The sequence below is a fragment of the Amycolatopsis thermophila genome (assembly GCF_030814215.1).
Lineage (GTDB): Bacteria > Actinomycetota > Actinomycetes > Mycobacteriales > Pseudonocardiaceae > Amycolatopsis_E > Amycolatopsis_E thermophila.
In genome coordinates, this window is record NZ_JAUSUT010000001.1 from 4,408,261 (window position 1) to 4,423,121 (window position 14,861).

The following is a 14,861-nucleotide window of genomic DNA, read 5'->3' on the forward strand; positions in this document are numbered from 1 at the left end:
GAGGAAGACCCGATGACCAAGTTCGTCAGCTACTACCGCGCCGACCACACCATCGCGTGGGGGCGCCTCGACGCCGAGACGATCTACGACGCGACCCCGGCCGCGCCCTCCCTCGCCGCGGCCATCACGGCCGGCTCCCTCGAATCCTTGGCGCACTACACCGAGCGCCCGGTGGCGCTCGGCGAGGTGGCGCTGGCCCCGGTCATCCCCGACCCCGGAAAGATCATCTGCATCGGGGTCAACTACCGCAGCCACCAGGACGAAATCGGCAAGCCGGCGCCGCAAGCCCCGGTCGTCTTCGCCCGCTACGCCGACAGCCAGCTGGGCCACGGCGCGGACGCCCGCAAACCGGCGGGCTCCGCCCAGTTCGACTACGAGGGCGAGGTTGCCCTGGTCATCTCGAAGCCCGCGCACCGGGTGGCCAAGGCCGAGGCCTACGACCACGTCGCCGGCTACGCCGTGTACAACGACTTCTCGGTCCGCGACTGGCAGCGTGCCGCCAGCCAGTGGCTGCCCGGCAAGACGTGGCCGGGCACCGGTGGCTTCGGTCCCTGCCTGGTCACCGCCGACGAGGTCGGCGACGTCACCGAGCTCGAGCTGACGACCCGGGTCAACGGCGAGGTGCGCCAGCGCGCCAAGCTCGCGGACCTGATCAACGACATCCCCTCGATCATCGAGTACGTCACCACGTTCACGCCGCTCGCCCCCGGCGACGTCATCGTCACCGGCACGCCCGGCGGTGTCGGGCTCTTCATGGACCCGCCGGGATTCGTCGTCGACGGCGATGTCGTCGAAGTCGAAGTGACCAAACTCGGAACGCTGCGCAACACGGTGCGCGACGTCGCCTGACCGATGCGAGGCGGCGACGCGATCGGGCAGGCGGCCTCCGCACCCGCTGACCGCCACCGCGGCGTCGGCTGCGGTCATTCCTGGAGCCTTGCGGGACAACAACTCTGGGGGCTGCATCGAGGGCGCAGCTTCGGTCGTAGCGTCGCCGGGGCTGTGGCCGAGTTCGCCGACGGCGTGACCGACCTGATCGGCTTGTGGCCACGTTGACCACCGCCTGGCGGGTGGCGCACTACCCGGTCGGCGGATGATCGGTGCAGGGCCGACTCAAGCCAGCACCCGCCCGAGGAAGCCTCGCAGATAACCCGCAACGACATCCAGATGGCTCTCCAGCAGGAAGTGACCGCCGTTGATCAGGTGCACCTCCGCGTCCTTGGCGTCGCGGGCGAAGGCGCGCGCGCCGGCCGGGCCGAAGATTTCGTCGTTGCGGCCCCACACGGCGAGCACCGGGACCTCGCTGGTGCGCAGGAATTCGTGCAGCAGCGGGTAGAGCGGGCGGTTGTTCTGGTAGTCGCGAAACAGCGCCAGCTGGACCTCGTCGTTGCCCTCGCGGGAGACAAGGGCGAAGTCGTGCTTCCAGGTGTCCGGGCTGACCACGCTCGGGTCGGGCACTCCGTGCACGTACTGCCAGCGGATGGCGTCGATGCTCAGCGCGGCGCGGACGGCGGATTCGGTGTCGGGGCCGGGGTTCGCCCCGTAGGCCCAGATGTCGGTCCAGAACGACTCGACGAAACCGTCCTCGTAGCCGTTGCCGTTCTGGGTGACGATGGCGGAGATCCGTTCGGGGTGCTTGAGCGCGAGGCGCCATCCGATGGGGGCGCCGTAGTCCTGGACGTAGAGGGCGTATCGGTCCAGGCCCAGTCGGTCGAGCAGTCCGGAGGTAAGTGCGGCGAGAGCGTCGAAGGTGTAGGCGAACTCCCCCGCGAGTGGGGCGGCGGAGTGCCCGAAGCCGAGGTGGTCCGGCGCGATGACGTGGTAGTCCCCGGCCAGCAGCGGGATGAGTTCGCGAAACATGAACGAACTGGTCGGGTAGCCGTGCAGCAGGACGACCGCGGGGGCGTCGGCAGGGCCGGCTTCGCGGTAGAAGATCTCGTAGCCGTCGACGGTGGCGGTCCGGTGGTGCACCAAGCTCATTTCTAACCCCTTCGGAGGTTTTATCTGGTTAGCCCTCGCCATACAAGCACGGGATGGGCTAACCTGTCAAAGGGTTCGATCTGGTTAGAGGGAGAGCGGTATCTGATGAATGCGCTGCTGGACCTGCTCAACAGCAGGCCACTGGTCAACGGCGAGGAACAGGACGCGCTCGCCGACCCGGAAGAAGGCAGACGCTGGGCACGGGAGCACGGCGGCGACGGCAGCCTCGCGGAACTGGCGCTGCTGCGCGAGGCTCGGGACATCCTGCGAGACGTCGTGCGCGGAGAAAGCCCGGCCACCGCGTTGAGTCCACTGCTCGAAGGAGTCCACCAGATCCCGGAGTTCACGTCGGATGGTCTTCAGTGGACAGTCAAGGCTCCTCCGCACGCCCGATTGGCAGTCGAGGTGGTCCTCGCCTGGGCCGACATCGAGGAGCGTCTACCGGGCCGGCTACGCCCCTGCGCCAACGACGAATGCCAGCTGTTCCTGCTCGACCGCAGCCGCGCCAACCGCGCCCGCTGGTGCTCGATGGCTGTCTGCGGCAACCGCGAAAAAGCACGCCGCCACTACCAACGCACCCGCTGACGCCTGCCGCTCGTGTCGCGCCCCATGCGCGTGGTCAGGACCACGCGGGAACCCACCCATATTTCAACCATGCTGCGAATGAACCGTCGGCAACGCCGTGCGACGTCCCGGGGGAGGCGATGCGGAAGAGGTCGCCTGTGTGCGTCACGGTGGTCAAACTCGGCGGAAAAGGACGGCAGCCAGGGCGACGAGGGGGATCGCCCTGGCTGCCGGAATCCGCGTGTCGTTACCGCTGTCCGTCGCCGATCGCTATCGCGGCCATCGGGCAGGACGCGGCCGCGTCTCGGACGCCGCCCAGGGCGCCGTCGGGAACGGGGTCCATCAGCAGCCGGGCGCGTTCGTCGTCGCCGACGGTGAACAGGTCCGGTGCCACGGATTCACAGATCCCCGACCCGATGCAGCTGTCGTTCACGCGGACGTTCTGACTCACGCCGGCCTCACCCACTGCCGGTGCATGCCATCCGGAGTCAGGTAGTTCCGTTCGCCCGGCTGGTGGTAGATCGGGATGAATGTGCGCGTGCTCACTTCGCCGAGCTCGCCGAGCGTCATCAACTCGGGGGACGCGCTCCACTTGCTCGCTTGCTCGGCGGAATCCCAGTGGGTCAGCAGGAGGTAACGGACGGGAGCCAGCTGCGGGGCCTCCTCGAGCGGGCCGACGAACTGGTAGGGGTTCGGCTCGAACTCGCCACTCAGGGTCTCGAACGGCCGCGGCCCGTACGCCGGCAGCGCCTGGTCGAGCAGCTTGAGCACGGAGGACATCTCGTTGTCCGACAACGGCTCCCGCCGAGCGAGGGAAGTCTCCACGAGCACGCGGCCGGTCACGGCCTCGCCATCCTCGGGTAGCCGCCATTTCCGGATGTAGTAGGCGTTGAACCAGGTTTCGTAGGCCTTGTTCTGGACCGCGCGGTGATGCCGCGTGTGGTACCACTGGTCCATGTCCTCGGGGGTCGCGAACACTCCCCCGAAGTACAACCAGGACGAGTTCGCGATGGGGCCGCCCAGTACGCCCCGGAAGCCGGGAGCGGCTGCGGCGATCGGGCCGAAGCGCTCCTGCGCCGGCCAGAACTCGTCCTCGACACCGGGGGCCAGCGTGAAACAGGCCTCCATCATGGTCAACGTCTGGGGTATCCGTGTGGGTGCCGCCATCGCACACCACTCCCTTTCGGCTGCGCTCGCACCGTTGCGATAGGACCGAGAGTATCGCTGAGCTGTGACGACCGTCAACAGAAAAGCATAAGTTGACCCGGACTTCGGCGAGTTCCCCGGCGCGGGGTTCCAAGCGATCGTCATCTGCGCGACAGTCAGCGATACCTGCGGCGCTGTCGGTGAATCGACCTCGCGCTCAAGGGGCTTCACCCGTCCAGGTGGCTACAGTGCGGTGCGGCCTCGGTGCAGCGACCCCAAGGTCGAGAAGACATCCGGCTCGGCCGCACCCGACCCGAATTGGTCGAAATGGCATGGGGACGTGCCGGTCACGAGGAACAGGGTCGCCTCGGTGGGATGCACGACGGAGGGGCGTCCGGGGAGGGCGAGTGCGATGTTCCGGCGCTGGGGGAGGTTGGTCAGAACCGGTAGCGGAGTATCCGGGTGCCTTGCCGGGACAGTGCGGTGCTGTGGCTCATGAGCCGGGTGGCCGCGCGCAGTGGCTGGGGAAAGTCGGCGACTTCCGGGGCGCGGGTGAGTAGTTGCTCCTCGACCACGGTCAGGCCGGCGTTCCAGGTCTCGGGGTCGTGCGGGTCGTCGAAGCCCTGAGCGGCGGTGATGCCGATGGCCTTGATCGTCGGGTGGTACTTCATCGACCAGGCGGCGAAGCGGGTGTAGCCGTTGATGGCGAGTTCGCCGGTGGTGAAGTGCGCGGTCAGCTCCTGGGTCATCCGCTGGAAGGTGTCGCCGGGCAGGAACGGCAGCAGGCCCTCGGCGACGATCATGGCCGGCCGGTCGCGGGGCAGCGGATCGAGCCAGCCCGGTGTGGTCAGATCGGCGCCGAAGCGCAGGGACCGGTCCGGGAGGAACCGGGCTCGCAGCTCGACGATGTCGGGGAAGTCGACGTCGTACCAGTCGACGCCGGCGGGCGGGTCGCAGCGGAGGACACGTGTGTCGAGTCCGCAGCCGAGGTCGAGCACGACGGCGTCAGGGTGGCCGGCGACGAACGCCCGGACCGCCTCGTCGAGTTTCTTGGCGCGGAGGGCGGTACCGCAGACGAGGCTGGGCTTGAGCTTGAGCTTGGCGAAGTCGTAGTCGATCGTGTCGGCGATGGCGGCGGAGTGGGTGTCGCCGAGGATCGAGTGGGGAAGCTTGGCGTCCAGAGCCCTCGCGTAGAGCGTGAGCAGCAAGGTTTCCCGGAGCGGGTCCAGGTCGAGTCGCAGGCGTGGCACGAGAAGTCCTTACCTTTTCGGGGGATTTCGGGCGGCGATGTCGCGTAGCCAGGTCAGGGACTGCTGGGCGGCGCGGATGCGTTCGCTGCGCGGCCCTCTGCCGCCCGCGAGTTTGACGCCCTCATCGGCGATGCCGTCGAAGGCGCCGAGGCTGTCGAGCTTGCGCTGGATCACCCTGTGCCAGGCGTCGTCCTCGATGCGGTAGTAGGTGGTGCGGTCACCTGGCACGCGAACCTTGCGGACCAGCCCGATGGCGGCGAGGAAACGCATGTTCGAGGTCAGCGAAGCGCGGCTGGCCTTGATCGTCTCGGCGATCTGGCCGGCGGAGCGCTCGGGCGGGTCGCAGATCATCAGCAGGCCGAGGATGCGCCCGGTGATCGGTGGGAGCGCCCATTCCTCCACGCAGAACGTGGCCACCCGCTCGACCCACCGCAGCACCTCGTCCTGGTTGTCCTGACTGGACACGGCACTCCTCCTCGGCTGAGTTGTCGGGGCCGTCACTGTGCCATGCCGGCAACCGGCTCGCGGGTCGGACCGGTGCAGAGGGTGGCGACCATCAACAGCGGGGTGGGCGACAGCCGGTGGACGAGACCCTCCGGCGCGACGGTGCTGGGGCTCGGCACCACAACACACCTCGCGCGCCGGACGAGCACCGCGGCCTGCACCGCGTCCGAGCCACTGACCCTGACACCCCAACCTGATCCGTGCCGGGTCCACCTCCGGTCGGTTCTGCAGGTAGGAGATCGCGCTGCGGATGTCCTGCCCCGAGGTTCGCCCTCGCCGGCACCGACCGTGCGGTCGTCGATTGCCGGCACGGCGAACCCGGCGCACGAGGTGCCGAGACTGGTGAACATCACCTGCCCAGGACGCGGAGTCATCGCCGCCGCCTTCCATCCGAGACGTAGCTAGTGGTTTCAGTCTCGACTGAAATCACTGGCTACGTCAACCCCCTGCCCACGCGTCGCGAACCGGGTGTCCGGTCCGGACGGACTGGAACGGCCGAGTTCCAACTGCCCGTCGACTTCGTGCGGCGCGCGGAGGCGGGAGTCGATGACGATCTCACCGTTGGCGAAGTGAGCCACCGATGGAGTTCCTCCGGCAGGTCCGGCTGGACCGCGCCCGCACCGAGCTGCCCTCGACGAGCCCGGCGAGGGCAGCCGGCCCGCGTCAGTAGATGTTGGTGTCGGCGAACGTGCTCTCGTGGCTGTTGATCTGCGCCCGCAGCGAGATCTGGTCGAACACGCGCACCTCGCGCACGATCCGTCCACCCTGGATCAGGAACTGCGACACCCCGAGCAGGTCCACCGGCCGGCCGGTGAGCGGCCCGAACTCGGCGACACCGCGGTAGGAGCCCTTCATCACCCACAGCACGGCGACGCGCAGGCCCGCGTAGCGCTCGGCGTGGTTGGTCTGGATGTCGCGCACCTCGAACCGCGCGTCCGGGAACGGTGCGACCTGGTTGAGCAGATCGCGCTGGTAGCCGTCGGGGCGCACGACGGTCCGGTCGCCGATCGTGTGCAGGAACAGGTCGCGCGGCATGAACTCGGTGACCTTGTGCAGGCGGCGCGCGTTCCACACCTCCTCGATGAACTCCAGCACCATCTCGCACTCCGGCCGGAAGTCGTCGGGGCGCGGGCCGCTGTCGCCCGCGGACAGGACGTCCGCCGGGGCCGGCTTGGTCATCGAGCCCTCGTAGCCGCGGAAGCGCAGCCCCCGCGCGACCTCGGCGGGGTCCAGGCCGAGCTGCAGGCACTCGGCCAGGTCGTCGCGCACCACCCATTCCTCCACCATCCGGCCCCGCCGGTACAGGCAGTTGGCGATGGTGCGCTTGCGGATCGGCGCCGGAACGCCGTTCACGATGTGCGTGTCGCTGGAGAAGACCAGGTGCGAGCTGAGGAAGGCGTCGTCCCCGCGGGCCTCCCACACGACGTCCTCGGCCTGCCCGACGTGCTGCGGCACCTGCGCGATCCGCATCAGGCTGCCCTCGATGACGCCGTCCCTGCCGACGACCGTGCCCAGGCCACCGTGGACGATCGAGTCCGGCTCGTAGTTGTCGACGATGTAGGAGATGTCGCGCTGGACCCAGATCCGGTCGGTCACTTCGCGGATGAAGTCGTCCGGGTCCTCGTAGGGCTGGTAGGCGACCGGATCGAGTGGCATGGTCTTCCCTTCGGTGGCACGGGGTACGGGCACCGCGAGTGTATCCGTATGCATAGCCGTCGGCAAGGTCGGACGCACATGTGCGGTTTGCGTCTTGACCGGGGCACTTGGCCGACCTATGTTGCCTCTCATACGTATGCAAACGGCTCTCGCCGTTGTGGCACAATGGAGGTGTCATGTCCACCGTCGCGCCGACCACAGCCGCGTCCACCGATGCGGCCGGACGTCGAAGGGTGATCCGCCGCGCGATCGTCGCCGGCAGCATCGGCAACTTCGTCGAACAGTTCGACTACGGGTTGTACGGCTACATGGCGCCCGTCCTCGCCTCCTCGTTCTTCCCGGCGAGCGACCACACGGCCAGCGTGCTGAGCGCGTACGCCGTGATCGCGATCGCATGCCTCGTCCGGCCGCTCGGCGGCAGTCTGCTCGGCCGGTGGGGCGACCGGTTCGGGCGCAAGCGCGTGCTGTTGTGGACGGTCGTGTTCATGGGCATCTCCACGGCGTTGATCGGTGTGCTGCCCACCTACGGCCAGATCGGGCTCGCCGCGCCGCTGATCCTGCTGGTGCTGCGGGTCGTGCAGGGCATGGTGGCGGGCGGTGAATACGTCGGCGCGGTCGCGTTCGTGGTCGAGTGGGCCGAGCCGCGCCGCCGCGGGTTCTACACGTCGTTCGCGTCCAACAGCTGTTTCTTCGGCATCCTCGCCGGTGCCGGGGTGGCCGCGCTGATGAGCGCCGTGTTCAGCGACGCGGCGCTGCACAGCTGGGGCTGGCGGATCCCGTTCCTCGCGGTGCTGCCGCTGTGCCTGGTCGGGATGTGGCTGCGCAGCCGGATCGGGGAGACGCCGGAGTTCGAGGCGGCGACCGAGCACGGGACGAACATCGTGGAGGCGCCGTTCCGGGAGGCGCTGCGGTCGCAGTGGCGGCCGATCCTCGTGTTCTGCGGCGCGTCGATCATGCTCGCGATCCTGTCCTACACGTGGGTCACCTTCTACCCGGAGTACCTGTCGGAGACGCTGGGCCTGCCGAAGTCGGCGGCGTGGCTGTCGAACATGATCTCGGTCGCGGTGCTGATCCCGCTGCTGCCGCTCGCCGGCGCGATCTCCGACCGGATCGGCCGCAAGCCGATGCTGATCACCGGGGCCGTCGCGTGCATCGTGCTGGTGCCGCTGGCGTTCTGGGTGGGGCAGCAGGGCACGTTCGCCGGCGCGGTGGGCAGCCAGCTGATCTACATCATCCCGGAGTTCTTCCTCACCGGCATCGTCACCGTGTGCGCGGCGGAGCTGTTCGCGACGCGCACCCGGTTCAGCGCGAGCTCGATCGCCTACAACAGCTCGTTCTCGATCTTCATGGGGATCACCCCGTTCGTGGCGACGCTGCTGGTGTCCACGTTCGGCACCATTTATGCCGTGTGGGTGTACCTGGCGGTGGCGGCGGTGCTGGCGCTGGTGGTGATCACGGTGTTCATGAAGGAGACCTACCGCAGCGACCTGGCGGCCGACAAGTTCGCCCACTGAGGCTCGCGGAGGCGGAACCGGCGGCGGCTCCCGCTTCGGCGGGGGCCGCCGCCAGTTCCGCCTCCCGTGGTCAGGGTCGCGGCTCCCGCGCGGGCAGGGGCCGCCGCTGGTCGAGCATCGAGTTGGTCAGCAGCAGGTCCACCGCGAGCCGTGCCAGTTCGGATGTCGCGGGGGACAGCTGGGTGTGCCGGCGGCGGATCAGGGCGAACGTGTTGTGCAGCGGCGGGTCGAACGTCGTCGTGTGCAGGTGCAGGCCCTCGGTCCGGATGAGGCGTTCGGCGACCGCACGGGACAGGAACGTGTCGCCGACCCCGCGGGCCACCAGGTGCAGCGCCGCCTGGGCCTGTTCGACCTCGATGAACGGCTCCAGCCGGACCCCGGCGACCTGCGCCCGCTCCGCCAGCTGCAACCGGTCCGGGTCCGACCACCCCACGTGCGCGTCGTAGAACACCAGGCGCCGCGAGGCGAACGTCGTGATGTCCACCGGCGCCGACACGTGCGCCGGGTCCGCCGACACGTACAGCACCTCGTCCCGCGCGAGCGGCGTCACCTCCAAACCCGCCGGGGTCACCGGCAGCACCACGATGCCCGCCTCCAGGTCCCCGGCCGCGACCGCCTCGGCGACCAGCGCCGCGTTCACCCCGACCAGCCGCACGCGCACATCCGGATGCGCCGAAGCGAACCGCTCACCGAGCTCGGCCAGCAGGTAGAAATCCGCGTTGCGGAACAACCCGAACGACGCCACCCCACCGGTCAGCCCGCGCACCGCCTTCACCGTGTCCTCGGCGTTGCGCGCCGCGCTCACCGTCTGCCGCGCGTGCGGCAACAACTGCGCACCCGCGGGCGTCAGCGTCAGCCGCCGCCCGCCGCGGTGGAACAACTGCAGCCCGCACTCCTCCTCCAGCCGGCGCACCAGCTCCGAGATCGCCGCCTGCGTGTACCCGAGCGCGGTGCCCGCGGCCGTGAACGAGCCGAGCTCCGCCGCCGCGACCAGCGCCCGCAACTGCGTCAGTGTCACAAGGAAATGCTATAGGTCGTCCAACGAAAGACAAGGTGGTCCTGTGGCTTCCACCGAACTAGCTTTCCGGGCATGTACTTCACCGAAGCCACCCAGCGCCGGTTCGCCGGCCGGTTCACCGTCGTCAAGGAGCCCGCGGCCGGGGGCGCGCCGGCCCAGCGCGATGCGGCCGTCATCGAGACCGTGACCCGCATGCTCGGGCAGATCCGCGCCGAGGGGCTCGACGCCGTCACCCGCTACGCCACCGAACTCGACGGCTACGACGGACGGCCGCTGGAGATTTCGCGCGAGGAGATGCACCGCAGCGGCGAGCTGCTGCCCGACGACCTGCGCGAGGCCATCGAACTCGGCGCCGCTCGCACCGCCGCGTTCGCCAAGGCCTCCCGCGACGCGCTCAAAGACCTCGAGGTCGAGCTCGAACCGGGGCTCGTCGCCGGATACCGCTACGTCCCGGTGCAGCGCGTGGGCGCCTACCTGCCCGCCGGCCGGTTCCCGCTGACCGCCAGCGCGTTCATGACCGTGAACGTCGCCAAGGCCGCGGGCGTCCCGTCGGTCGTCGCGTGCACCGCACCACAGGCGGACGGCGGCCCCAACCCCGCCGTCCTCTACGCCGCCTACGTGTCCGGAGTGGACCGGGTCTTCCTGCTCGGCGGGGTGCAGGCGCTCGCGTCGATGGCCTACGGCCTGGTCGGCGACGCCCCGGTCGACATGCTCGTCGGCGCGGGCAACGCGTTCGTCGCCGAGGCCAAGCGCCAGCTCTTCGGCACCGTCGCGATCGACCTGCTCGCCGGACCGTCCGAAGTGGCCGTGATCGCCGACGAGTCCGCCGACCCGGAACTCGTCGCGGCCGACCTGCTCGGCCAGGCCGAGCACGGACCGGACTCGCCCGCCGCGCTCATCACGACCAGCGGCGACCTGGCGGCCCGCGTCGCCGCGGAGGTCGGCCGGCAGCTCGCGACCCTGCCGACCGCGGCGATCGCGGGCCCCGCGTGGCGCGACCACGGCTCGATCACGGTGGCCGCCGACCGGGAAACGGCGGCGGCGCTCATGGACGACCTCGCCCCCGAGCACCTGGAGATCCAGACCGCGGACGACGACTGGTACCACGAGCACCTGACCGCGTACGGGTCCCTGTTCCTCGGGCCGTGGAGCACCGTCGCCTACTCGGACAAGGGCATGGCGGGGACGAACCACGTGCTGCCCACCGCGGGCGGCGCGCGGCACGGCGCCGGGTTGTCGGTGTCGCGGTTCCTGCGGCCGCTGACCTACCAGCGGGTCGCCGAGGAAGCCACGCCCGCGCTCGCCGGCGCCGTCGAGGTCATCTCCGCGTCGGAGGGCATGGCCGCCCACCTCGCCACCGCCGCCCTGCGGACCCGGCGTCTGACCCGGCAGGAGGTCTGATGGGCCGCCCGCTCACCCTCGCGCTCGCCCAGGTCCCCGGACGGCCGGCCGGTGATCTCGACGGGTTCGCCGCGCACGCGACCGCGACGCACCGCCGGTTCCCGGGCACCCGTCTGCTGGTCTACCCGGAACTGCACCTCGAGTCCGACGTGGACAGCGCGGAACCGGTCGGCGACGGGCCCCGGCACCGGTGTTTCGCCGAACTGGCCGGGGATCTGGGACTGTGGCTGTGTCCGGGCAGCGTCGCCGAACTCGGTGCCGACGGCCACGTCTACGACACCGCCGTCGTGTACTCGCCGGAGGGTGAGCTGGCGGCCGCCTACCGCAAGGTCTTCCCCTGGCGCCCGCACGAGCCGTTCCGGCCCGGGCGGGAGTTCGTGGTGTTCCCGATCCCCGGCGTGGGTCGTATCGGGCTGTCGGTGTGCTATGACGCGTGGTTCCCCGAAACGACGCGGCATCTGGCGTGGCTGGGTGCCGAGCTGGTGCTCAACGTGGTCCGCACCGACACCGCCGACCGCGCGCAGGAGATCGTGCTGGCCCGCGCGAACGCGACGGTCAACCAGGTGTTCGTCGCGAGCGTCAACGCGGCCGGCCCGGCCGGTCTCGGTCACTCGGTGCTGGCCGGCCCCGAGGGGCAGGTGCTCGCCGAGCTGCCCGGCGCCGGCGCCGGCGTGCTCACCGCCGTGATCGACCTGGACGCGGTGACCGCCGTGCGCCGCCACGGCAGCTTCGGCGTGACGCGCGTGTGGCGCCAGCTGCGGGAGGACGACGAGCCGATCCCGATGCCGCTGTACGGGGGCGCCCTGACCCCGGCCGCCTGGGCCGGGACGGACCTGCGGCAGGGGGAACCGGCGTGAGGATCACCGCGCCGCGTGCGTTCCCCTCGGCACCAGTTCCGGGGCGAACGTGACCCGGCGCGGTGCCTCCGGCGCGCTGCCGGACAGGCGCTCGACCAGCAGGCTCGCGGCGGCCTTGGCCATGCCGTCGAGGTCGTGCCGGACGGTGGTGAGGTCGAACGTCTCCCAGGCGGCCATCGGCAGGTCGTCGAACCCGATGACCGTCAGGTCGCCGGGCACGGTCAGCCCCAGCCGCCGCGCCGCGTTCATCGCGCCGATCGCGATCACGTCGTTGCCGCAGAACACCGCGGTGGGGCGGGGCTCGTCCCCGAGCAGGTCGAGCAGCCCCTGGTAGCCGGTGCCGTAGTCGAACGGGCCCCGGCGCACGCGGTGGCGCGGCAGCCCGACCCCGGCCTCGGACAGCCCGTCGCGGAACCCGAGCTCCCGGTCGCGCCCGGTGGTGGTGTCCGCGGGGCCGCCGATCAGGGCGACGTCGGTGTGGCCGAGGCGCACGAGTTCCTCGGCGACCACACGGCCGCCCGACTCGTTGTCGACCACCGCCGCGTCCGCCCCGTCGTTGCCCGTTTCCCGGTTGAGGAAGACGAACGGCAGGCCGCGACGGGTCAGCTCGGCGGGCAGGGGCGAGCCGATCACCGCGGTGGTGAGCACGACGCCGTCGATCGACCGGTCGAGCAGACGCTCGGTCTCCAGTGCGGTCTCACTGCGCTCGGTGAACAGCATCATCCGGTAGCCGTGCCGCTCGAGCTCGTCGTGCAGCGGGCCGATCAGGTGCGGGTAGAACGGGTTGGTCAGGTCGGTGACGACCACCCCGACCCGGTGGGTCGAGCGCGTCGACAGGCTCCGGCCCGCCTCGCTCGGCACGTAGCCCAGCGCCTCCGCCGCCTCGCGCACCCGGGCGCGCGTGGCCTCCGAAACCCGGTGGTCCCCGCGCAGCGCACGGGAGACGGTGGGCTGGGAGACCCCGGCGAGCCGGGCCACGTCATGGCTCGTGATCGACATCGGCTGCCCTTCCGGCGGAGTGTCCGTGCATACGCATCCTAGCCGAACTTCGGGGTGCGCGGGCTTGACACACGGGTGTCGCCGGTGGTGTTCTGCATACGTATTAACAAAACGAGCGCGGAGGGTGTCATGGTCAACGGCGAGGGGTGGGTCCCGGCGGACGAGCTGCGACGTCGCACGATCCGGCGGACCGATTTCGTGTCCTGCAACCAGGCGTTCATCGACTGCCGCACGCCGGGATCGGACCGCAAGGAGAACTACTCGATGATCGGGCCGGGGGTGACCCAGAACCCGAACCAGGTCGTCAACCTGCGCGAACCCCACGGCTTCAACATCGGCGCGGCCGCGATGCCGCACGGCATCACCAACAACCTGCACCTGCACTTCACCGCCGAGGTGTTCCTGTGCTTCCGCGGCGAGTTCCTGCTCCGCTGGGGCGCCGACGGCGACGAGGGCGAGCTGGTGCTCCGCGAGGGCGACATCGCCTCGATCCCGACCTGGATCTTCCGCGGGTTCACCAACATCGGCCCGGACGACGGCTGGCTGTTCACGGTCCTGGGCCACGACGACACCGGCGGGATCATCTGGGGACCGTCCGTGCTGCGTGAGGCCGCGGACCACGGCCTGTACCTGACCGCCGACAACCGGCTCGTCGACACCGTCGCCGGTGACGAGGTGCCCGAGCCGTCCGAGCTGGTCCGCCCGATGTCCACGCAGGACATCGCCGCACTGCCCGCCTACGACGTGGCGAAGCTGCGCCGCCGGGTGGTGGGAACCGGCGATCTGCGGTGGTCCGCGCGCGCCCTGCTGGGCAGCGTGCTGCCCGGCGGGCGCGCCGAACTGGCACCGGTGATCGGCTTCGGCATGACCGAGGACCGCGACCAGGAACCGCCGATCTACCACCCGCACGGGCACAACGTGGCGTGGCTGCGCGCCGAGCCGGGCGAGGGCGTTCCGCTGCACCGCCACGACGAGACGCAGGTGCTCATGGTCAAGGACGGCGAGTGGGAGGTCACGCTCAACCGGCACGACGAGGTGAGCGTGCGCCTCGGCCCGTGGGACATGCTGTCCGTGCCGCGCGGCGCGTGGCGCAGCATCCGCAACGTCTCCGACGGCACCGCGACCCTGCTCGTCGTCAACAGCGGGGACGGGCGGGTGCGCCTGCAGTGGGACGAGGAGGTCGTCAAGGCGGCCGCCGACGCCGGGGTGGGCCTGGACCACAACGGCTACCTCGCGCCCTACCACCTGCTGCCCAAGCCGGCCGGGCGGTGACCGTGCCGCCGGTGGTGCTGGTGCCCGGGATGCTGTGCGACGCGGGCCTGTGGGCCGACGTCGAGCCGCTCCTGGCGGGGCCGGTGGTCCACGCCGAGATCACCGCCCCGCACCTCGGCGGTATGGCCGAGCAGATCCTGGCCGCGGTCGACGGGCCGTTCGTGCTCGCCGGGCTGAGCCTCGGCGCGATCGCCGGGTTCGAGGTCGCCCGGCGCGCGCCGGAGCGGCTGGCCGGGTTCTGCGCGGTGTCGACCAACGCGGGCGCGCCGACACCCGGTCAGCTGGCCGGCTGGGCGGACTTCGACCGGCGCACCGCCGGGGGCGCGTTCGCCGGGGTCGCCGAGCAGATCCTGCCGACCATGTTCGCCGAGCCGGATCCCGGCCCCGTGCTGCGCGAGCGGTTCCTGGCGATGGCCCACCGGGTCGGGCCGGCGACGTTCCGCGCCCAGCTCGCCGCGCAGGCCACCCGGCGCGACGGCCACGACGCGATCGCGGGGCTGTCCTGCCCGGTCCTGGTGGTGTGCGGCGAACGGGACGCGCTGTGCCCGCCCGCGTTCCACCACGCCATCGCCGCTCACGCGCGGCACGCCTCCCTGCGCGTGCTCCCGGGAGCCGGGCACCTGCTGACCCTCGAGACGCCGGCCCCCGCGGCCACCCTGCTGCGCGACTGGCTGCGCGGCTTTTCCCACCAGTGAAGGAG

Annotated in this window: 16 protein-coding genes; 7 read left to right on the forward strand and 9 right to left on the reverse strand. The window is 70.6% G+C overall.

What is annotated here, in order from left to right:
• Positions 1-12 precede the first annotated feature (12 nt).
• Positions 13-849 carry a fumarylacetoacetate hydrolase family protein gene (locus tag FB470_RS21575; RefSeq protein ID WP_306994207.1) on the forward strand — a complete coding sequence of 279 codons (837 nt, stop codon included), beginning with the start codon at positions 13-15 and terminating at the stop codon, positions 847-849.
• Between the two features lie 264 nt (positions 850-1,113).
• On the opposite strand, the gene FB470_RS21580 is transcribed toward FB470_RS21575, so the two are convergent.
• A complete protein-coding gene (locus tag FB470_RS21580; RefSeq protein ID WP_306994209.1) occupies positions 1,114-1,980 on the reverse strand; it encodes an alpha/beta fold hydrolase in 867 nt (288 codons plus the stop codon).
• Between the two features lie 105 nt (positions 1,981-2,085).
• On the opposite strand from FB470_RS21580, the gene FB470_RS21585 reads away from it, so the two are divergent.
• A complete protein-coding gene (locus FB470_RS21585) occupies positions 2,086-2,565 on the forward strand; it encodes a CGNR zinc finger domain-containing protein (RefSeq protein WP_306994211.1) in 480 nt (159 codons plus the stop codon).
• A 226-nt stretch (positions 2,566-2,791) separates the two neighbouring features.
• Here FB470_RS21585 and FB470_RS21590 read toward each other — a convergent pair whose 3' ends face one another.
• From FB470_RS21590 to FB470_RS21615, 6 genes are all read right to left on the reverse strand, one after another.
• The gene (locus tag FB470_RS21590) at positions 2,792-2,977 is read right to left on the reverse strand and encodes a ferredoxin (RefSeq protein WP_306994213.1); all 186 of its coding nucleotides are present in this window, start codon (positions 2,975-2,977) and stop codon (positions 2,792-2,794) included.
• A gap of 14 nt (positions 2,978-2,991) precedes the next feature.
• Positions 2,992-3,711, reverse strand: coding sequence for a hypothetical protein (locus tag FB470_RS21595; protein ID WP_306994215.1), 720 nt, complete (start codon positions 3,709-3,711; stop codon positions 2,992-2,994).
• A gap of 416 nt (positions 3,712-4,127) precedes the next feature.
• A complete protein-coding gene (locus tag FB470_RS21600; protein ID WP_306994217.1) occupies positions 4,128-4,940 on the reverse strand; it encodes a class I SAM-dependent methyltransferase in 813 nt (270 codons plus the stop codon).
• Positions 4,941-4,949: 9 nt separating this feature from the next.
• On the reverse strand, positions 4,950-5,405 hold the full coding sequence (locus FB470_RS21605; protein WP_306994219.1) for a GbsR/MarR family transcriptional regulator: 456 nt from the start codon (positions 5,403-5,405) through the stop codon (positions 4,950-4,952).
• Positions 5,406-5,437: 32 nt separating this feature from the next.
• A complete protein-coding gene (locus FB470_RS21610) occupies positions 5,438-5,563 on the reverse strand; it encodes a hypothetical protein (protein WP_306994221.1) in 126 nt (41 codons plus the stop codon).
• A gap of 544 nt (positions 5,564-6,107) precedes the next feature.
• Entirely contained in the window at positions 6,108-7,100 is a 993-nt protein-coding gene (locus FB470_RS21615) for a nuclear transport factor 2 family protein (RefSeq protein WP_306994223.1), read from the reverse strand.
• Between the two features lie 176 nt (positions 7,101-7,276).
• Here FB470_RS21615 and FB470_RS21620 point away from each other — a divergent pair, with 176 nt between their 5' ends.
• On the forward strand, positions 7,277-8,614 hold the full coding sequence (locus FB470_RS21620; RefSeq protein WP_306994225.1) for an MFS transporter: 1,338 nt from the start codon (positions 7,277-7,279) through the stop codon (positions 8,612-8,614).
• 70 nt (positions 8,615-8,684) lie between these two features.
• Here FB470_RS21620 and FB470_RS21625 read toward each other — a convergent pair whose 3' ends face one another.
• Positions 8,685-9,632 carry a LysR family transcriptional regulator gene (locus FB470_RS21625; protein WP_306994227.1) on the reverse strand — a complete coding sequence of 316 codons (948 nt, stop codon included), beginning with the start codon at positions 9,630-9,632 and terminating at the stop codon, positions 8,685-8,687.
• 72 nt (positions 9,633-9,704) lie between these two features.
• Between FB470_RS21625 and hisD the strand changes: the two genes are divergently transcribed.
• Together hisD and FB470_RS21635 are read left to right on the forward strand one after the other, a co-directional pair.
• Positions 9,705-11,033, forward strand: coding sequence for a histidinol dehydrogenase (gene hisD, locus FB470_RS21630; RefSeq protein WP_306994230.1), 1,329 nt, complete (start codon positions 9,705-9,707; stop codon positions 11,031-11,033).
• A complete protein-coding gene (locus FB470_RS21635) occupies positions 11,033-11,890 on the forward strand; it encodes a carbon-nitrogen hydrolase family protein (RefSeq protein WP_306994232.1) in 858 nt (285 codons plus the stop codon). Before hisD ends, FB470_RS21635 begins: the two co-directional genes overlap by 1 nt.
• Positions 11,891-11,893: 3 nt before the next feature.
• Here the strand turns inward: FB470_RS21635 and FB470_RS21640 are convergent, their stop codons facing one another.
• Complete coding sequence (locus FB470_RS21640) at positions 11,894-12,889, reverse strand: LacI family DNA-binding transcriptional regulator (RefSeq protein WP_306994234.1); 996 nt, start codon at positions 12,887-12,889, stop codon at positions 11,894-11,896.
• A gap of 129 nt (positions 12,890-13,018) precedes the next feature.
• Here FB470_RS21640 and FB470_RS21645 point away from each other — a divergent pair, with 129 nt between their 5' ends.
• Entirely contained in the window at positions 13,019-14,161 is a 1,143-nt protein-coding gene (locus FB470_RS21645; RefSeq protein WP_306994235.1) for a cupin domain-containing protein, read from the forward strand.
• A complete protein-coding gene (locus tag FB470_RS21650; RefSeq protein ID WP_306994237.1) occupies positions 14,158-14,856 on the forward strand; it encodes an alpha/beta fold hydrolase in 699 nt (232 codons plus the stop codon). The genes FB470_RS21645 and FB470_RS21650 overlap by 4 nt, the downstream gene beginning before the upstream one ends.
• Positions 14,857-14,861: the final 5 nt, after the last annotated feature.

Coding starts and splice junctions, on each gene's coding strand:
- FB470_RS21575 (WP_306994207.1), top strand. CDS start 13: ATGACCAAGTTCGTCAGCTACTACCGCGCCGACCACACCATCGCGTGG.
- FB470_RS21580 (WP_306994209.1), bottom strand. CDS start 1,980: ATGAGCTTGGTGCACCACCGGACCGCCACCGTCGACGGCTACGAGATC.
- FB470_RS21585 (WP_306994211.1), top strand. CDS start 2,086: ATGAATGCGCTGCTGGACCTGCTCAACAGCAGGCCACTGGTCAACGGC.
- FB470_RS21595 (WP_306994215.1), bottom strand. CDS start 3,711: ATGGCGGCACCCACACGGATACCCCAGACGTTGACCATGATGGAGGCC.
- FB470_RS21615 (WP_306994223.1), bottom strand. CDS start 7,100: ATGCCACTCGATCCGGTCGCCTACCAGCCCTACGAGGACCCGGACGAC.
- FB470_RS21620 (WP_306994225.1), top strand. CDS start 7,277: ATGTCCACCGTCGCGCCGACCACAGCCGCGTCCACCGATGCGGCCGGA.
- hisD (WP_306994230.1), top strand. CDS start 9,705: ATGTACTTCACCGAAGCCACCCAGCGCCGGTTCGCCGGCCGGTTCACC.
- FB470_RS21635 (WP_306994232.1), top strand. CDS start 11,033: ATGGGCCGCCCGCTCACCCTCGCGCTCGCCCAGGTCCCCGGACGGCCG.
- FB470_RS21640 (WP_306994234.1), bottom strand. CDS start 12,889: ATGTCGATCACGAGCCATGACGTGGCCCGGCTCGCCGGGGTCTCCCAG.
- FB470_RS21645 (WP_306994235.1), top strand. CDS start 13,019: ATGGTCAACGGCGAGGGGTGGGTCCCGGCGGACGAGCTGCGACGTCGC.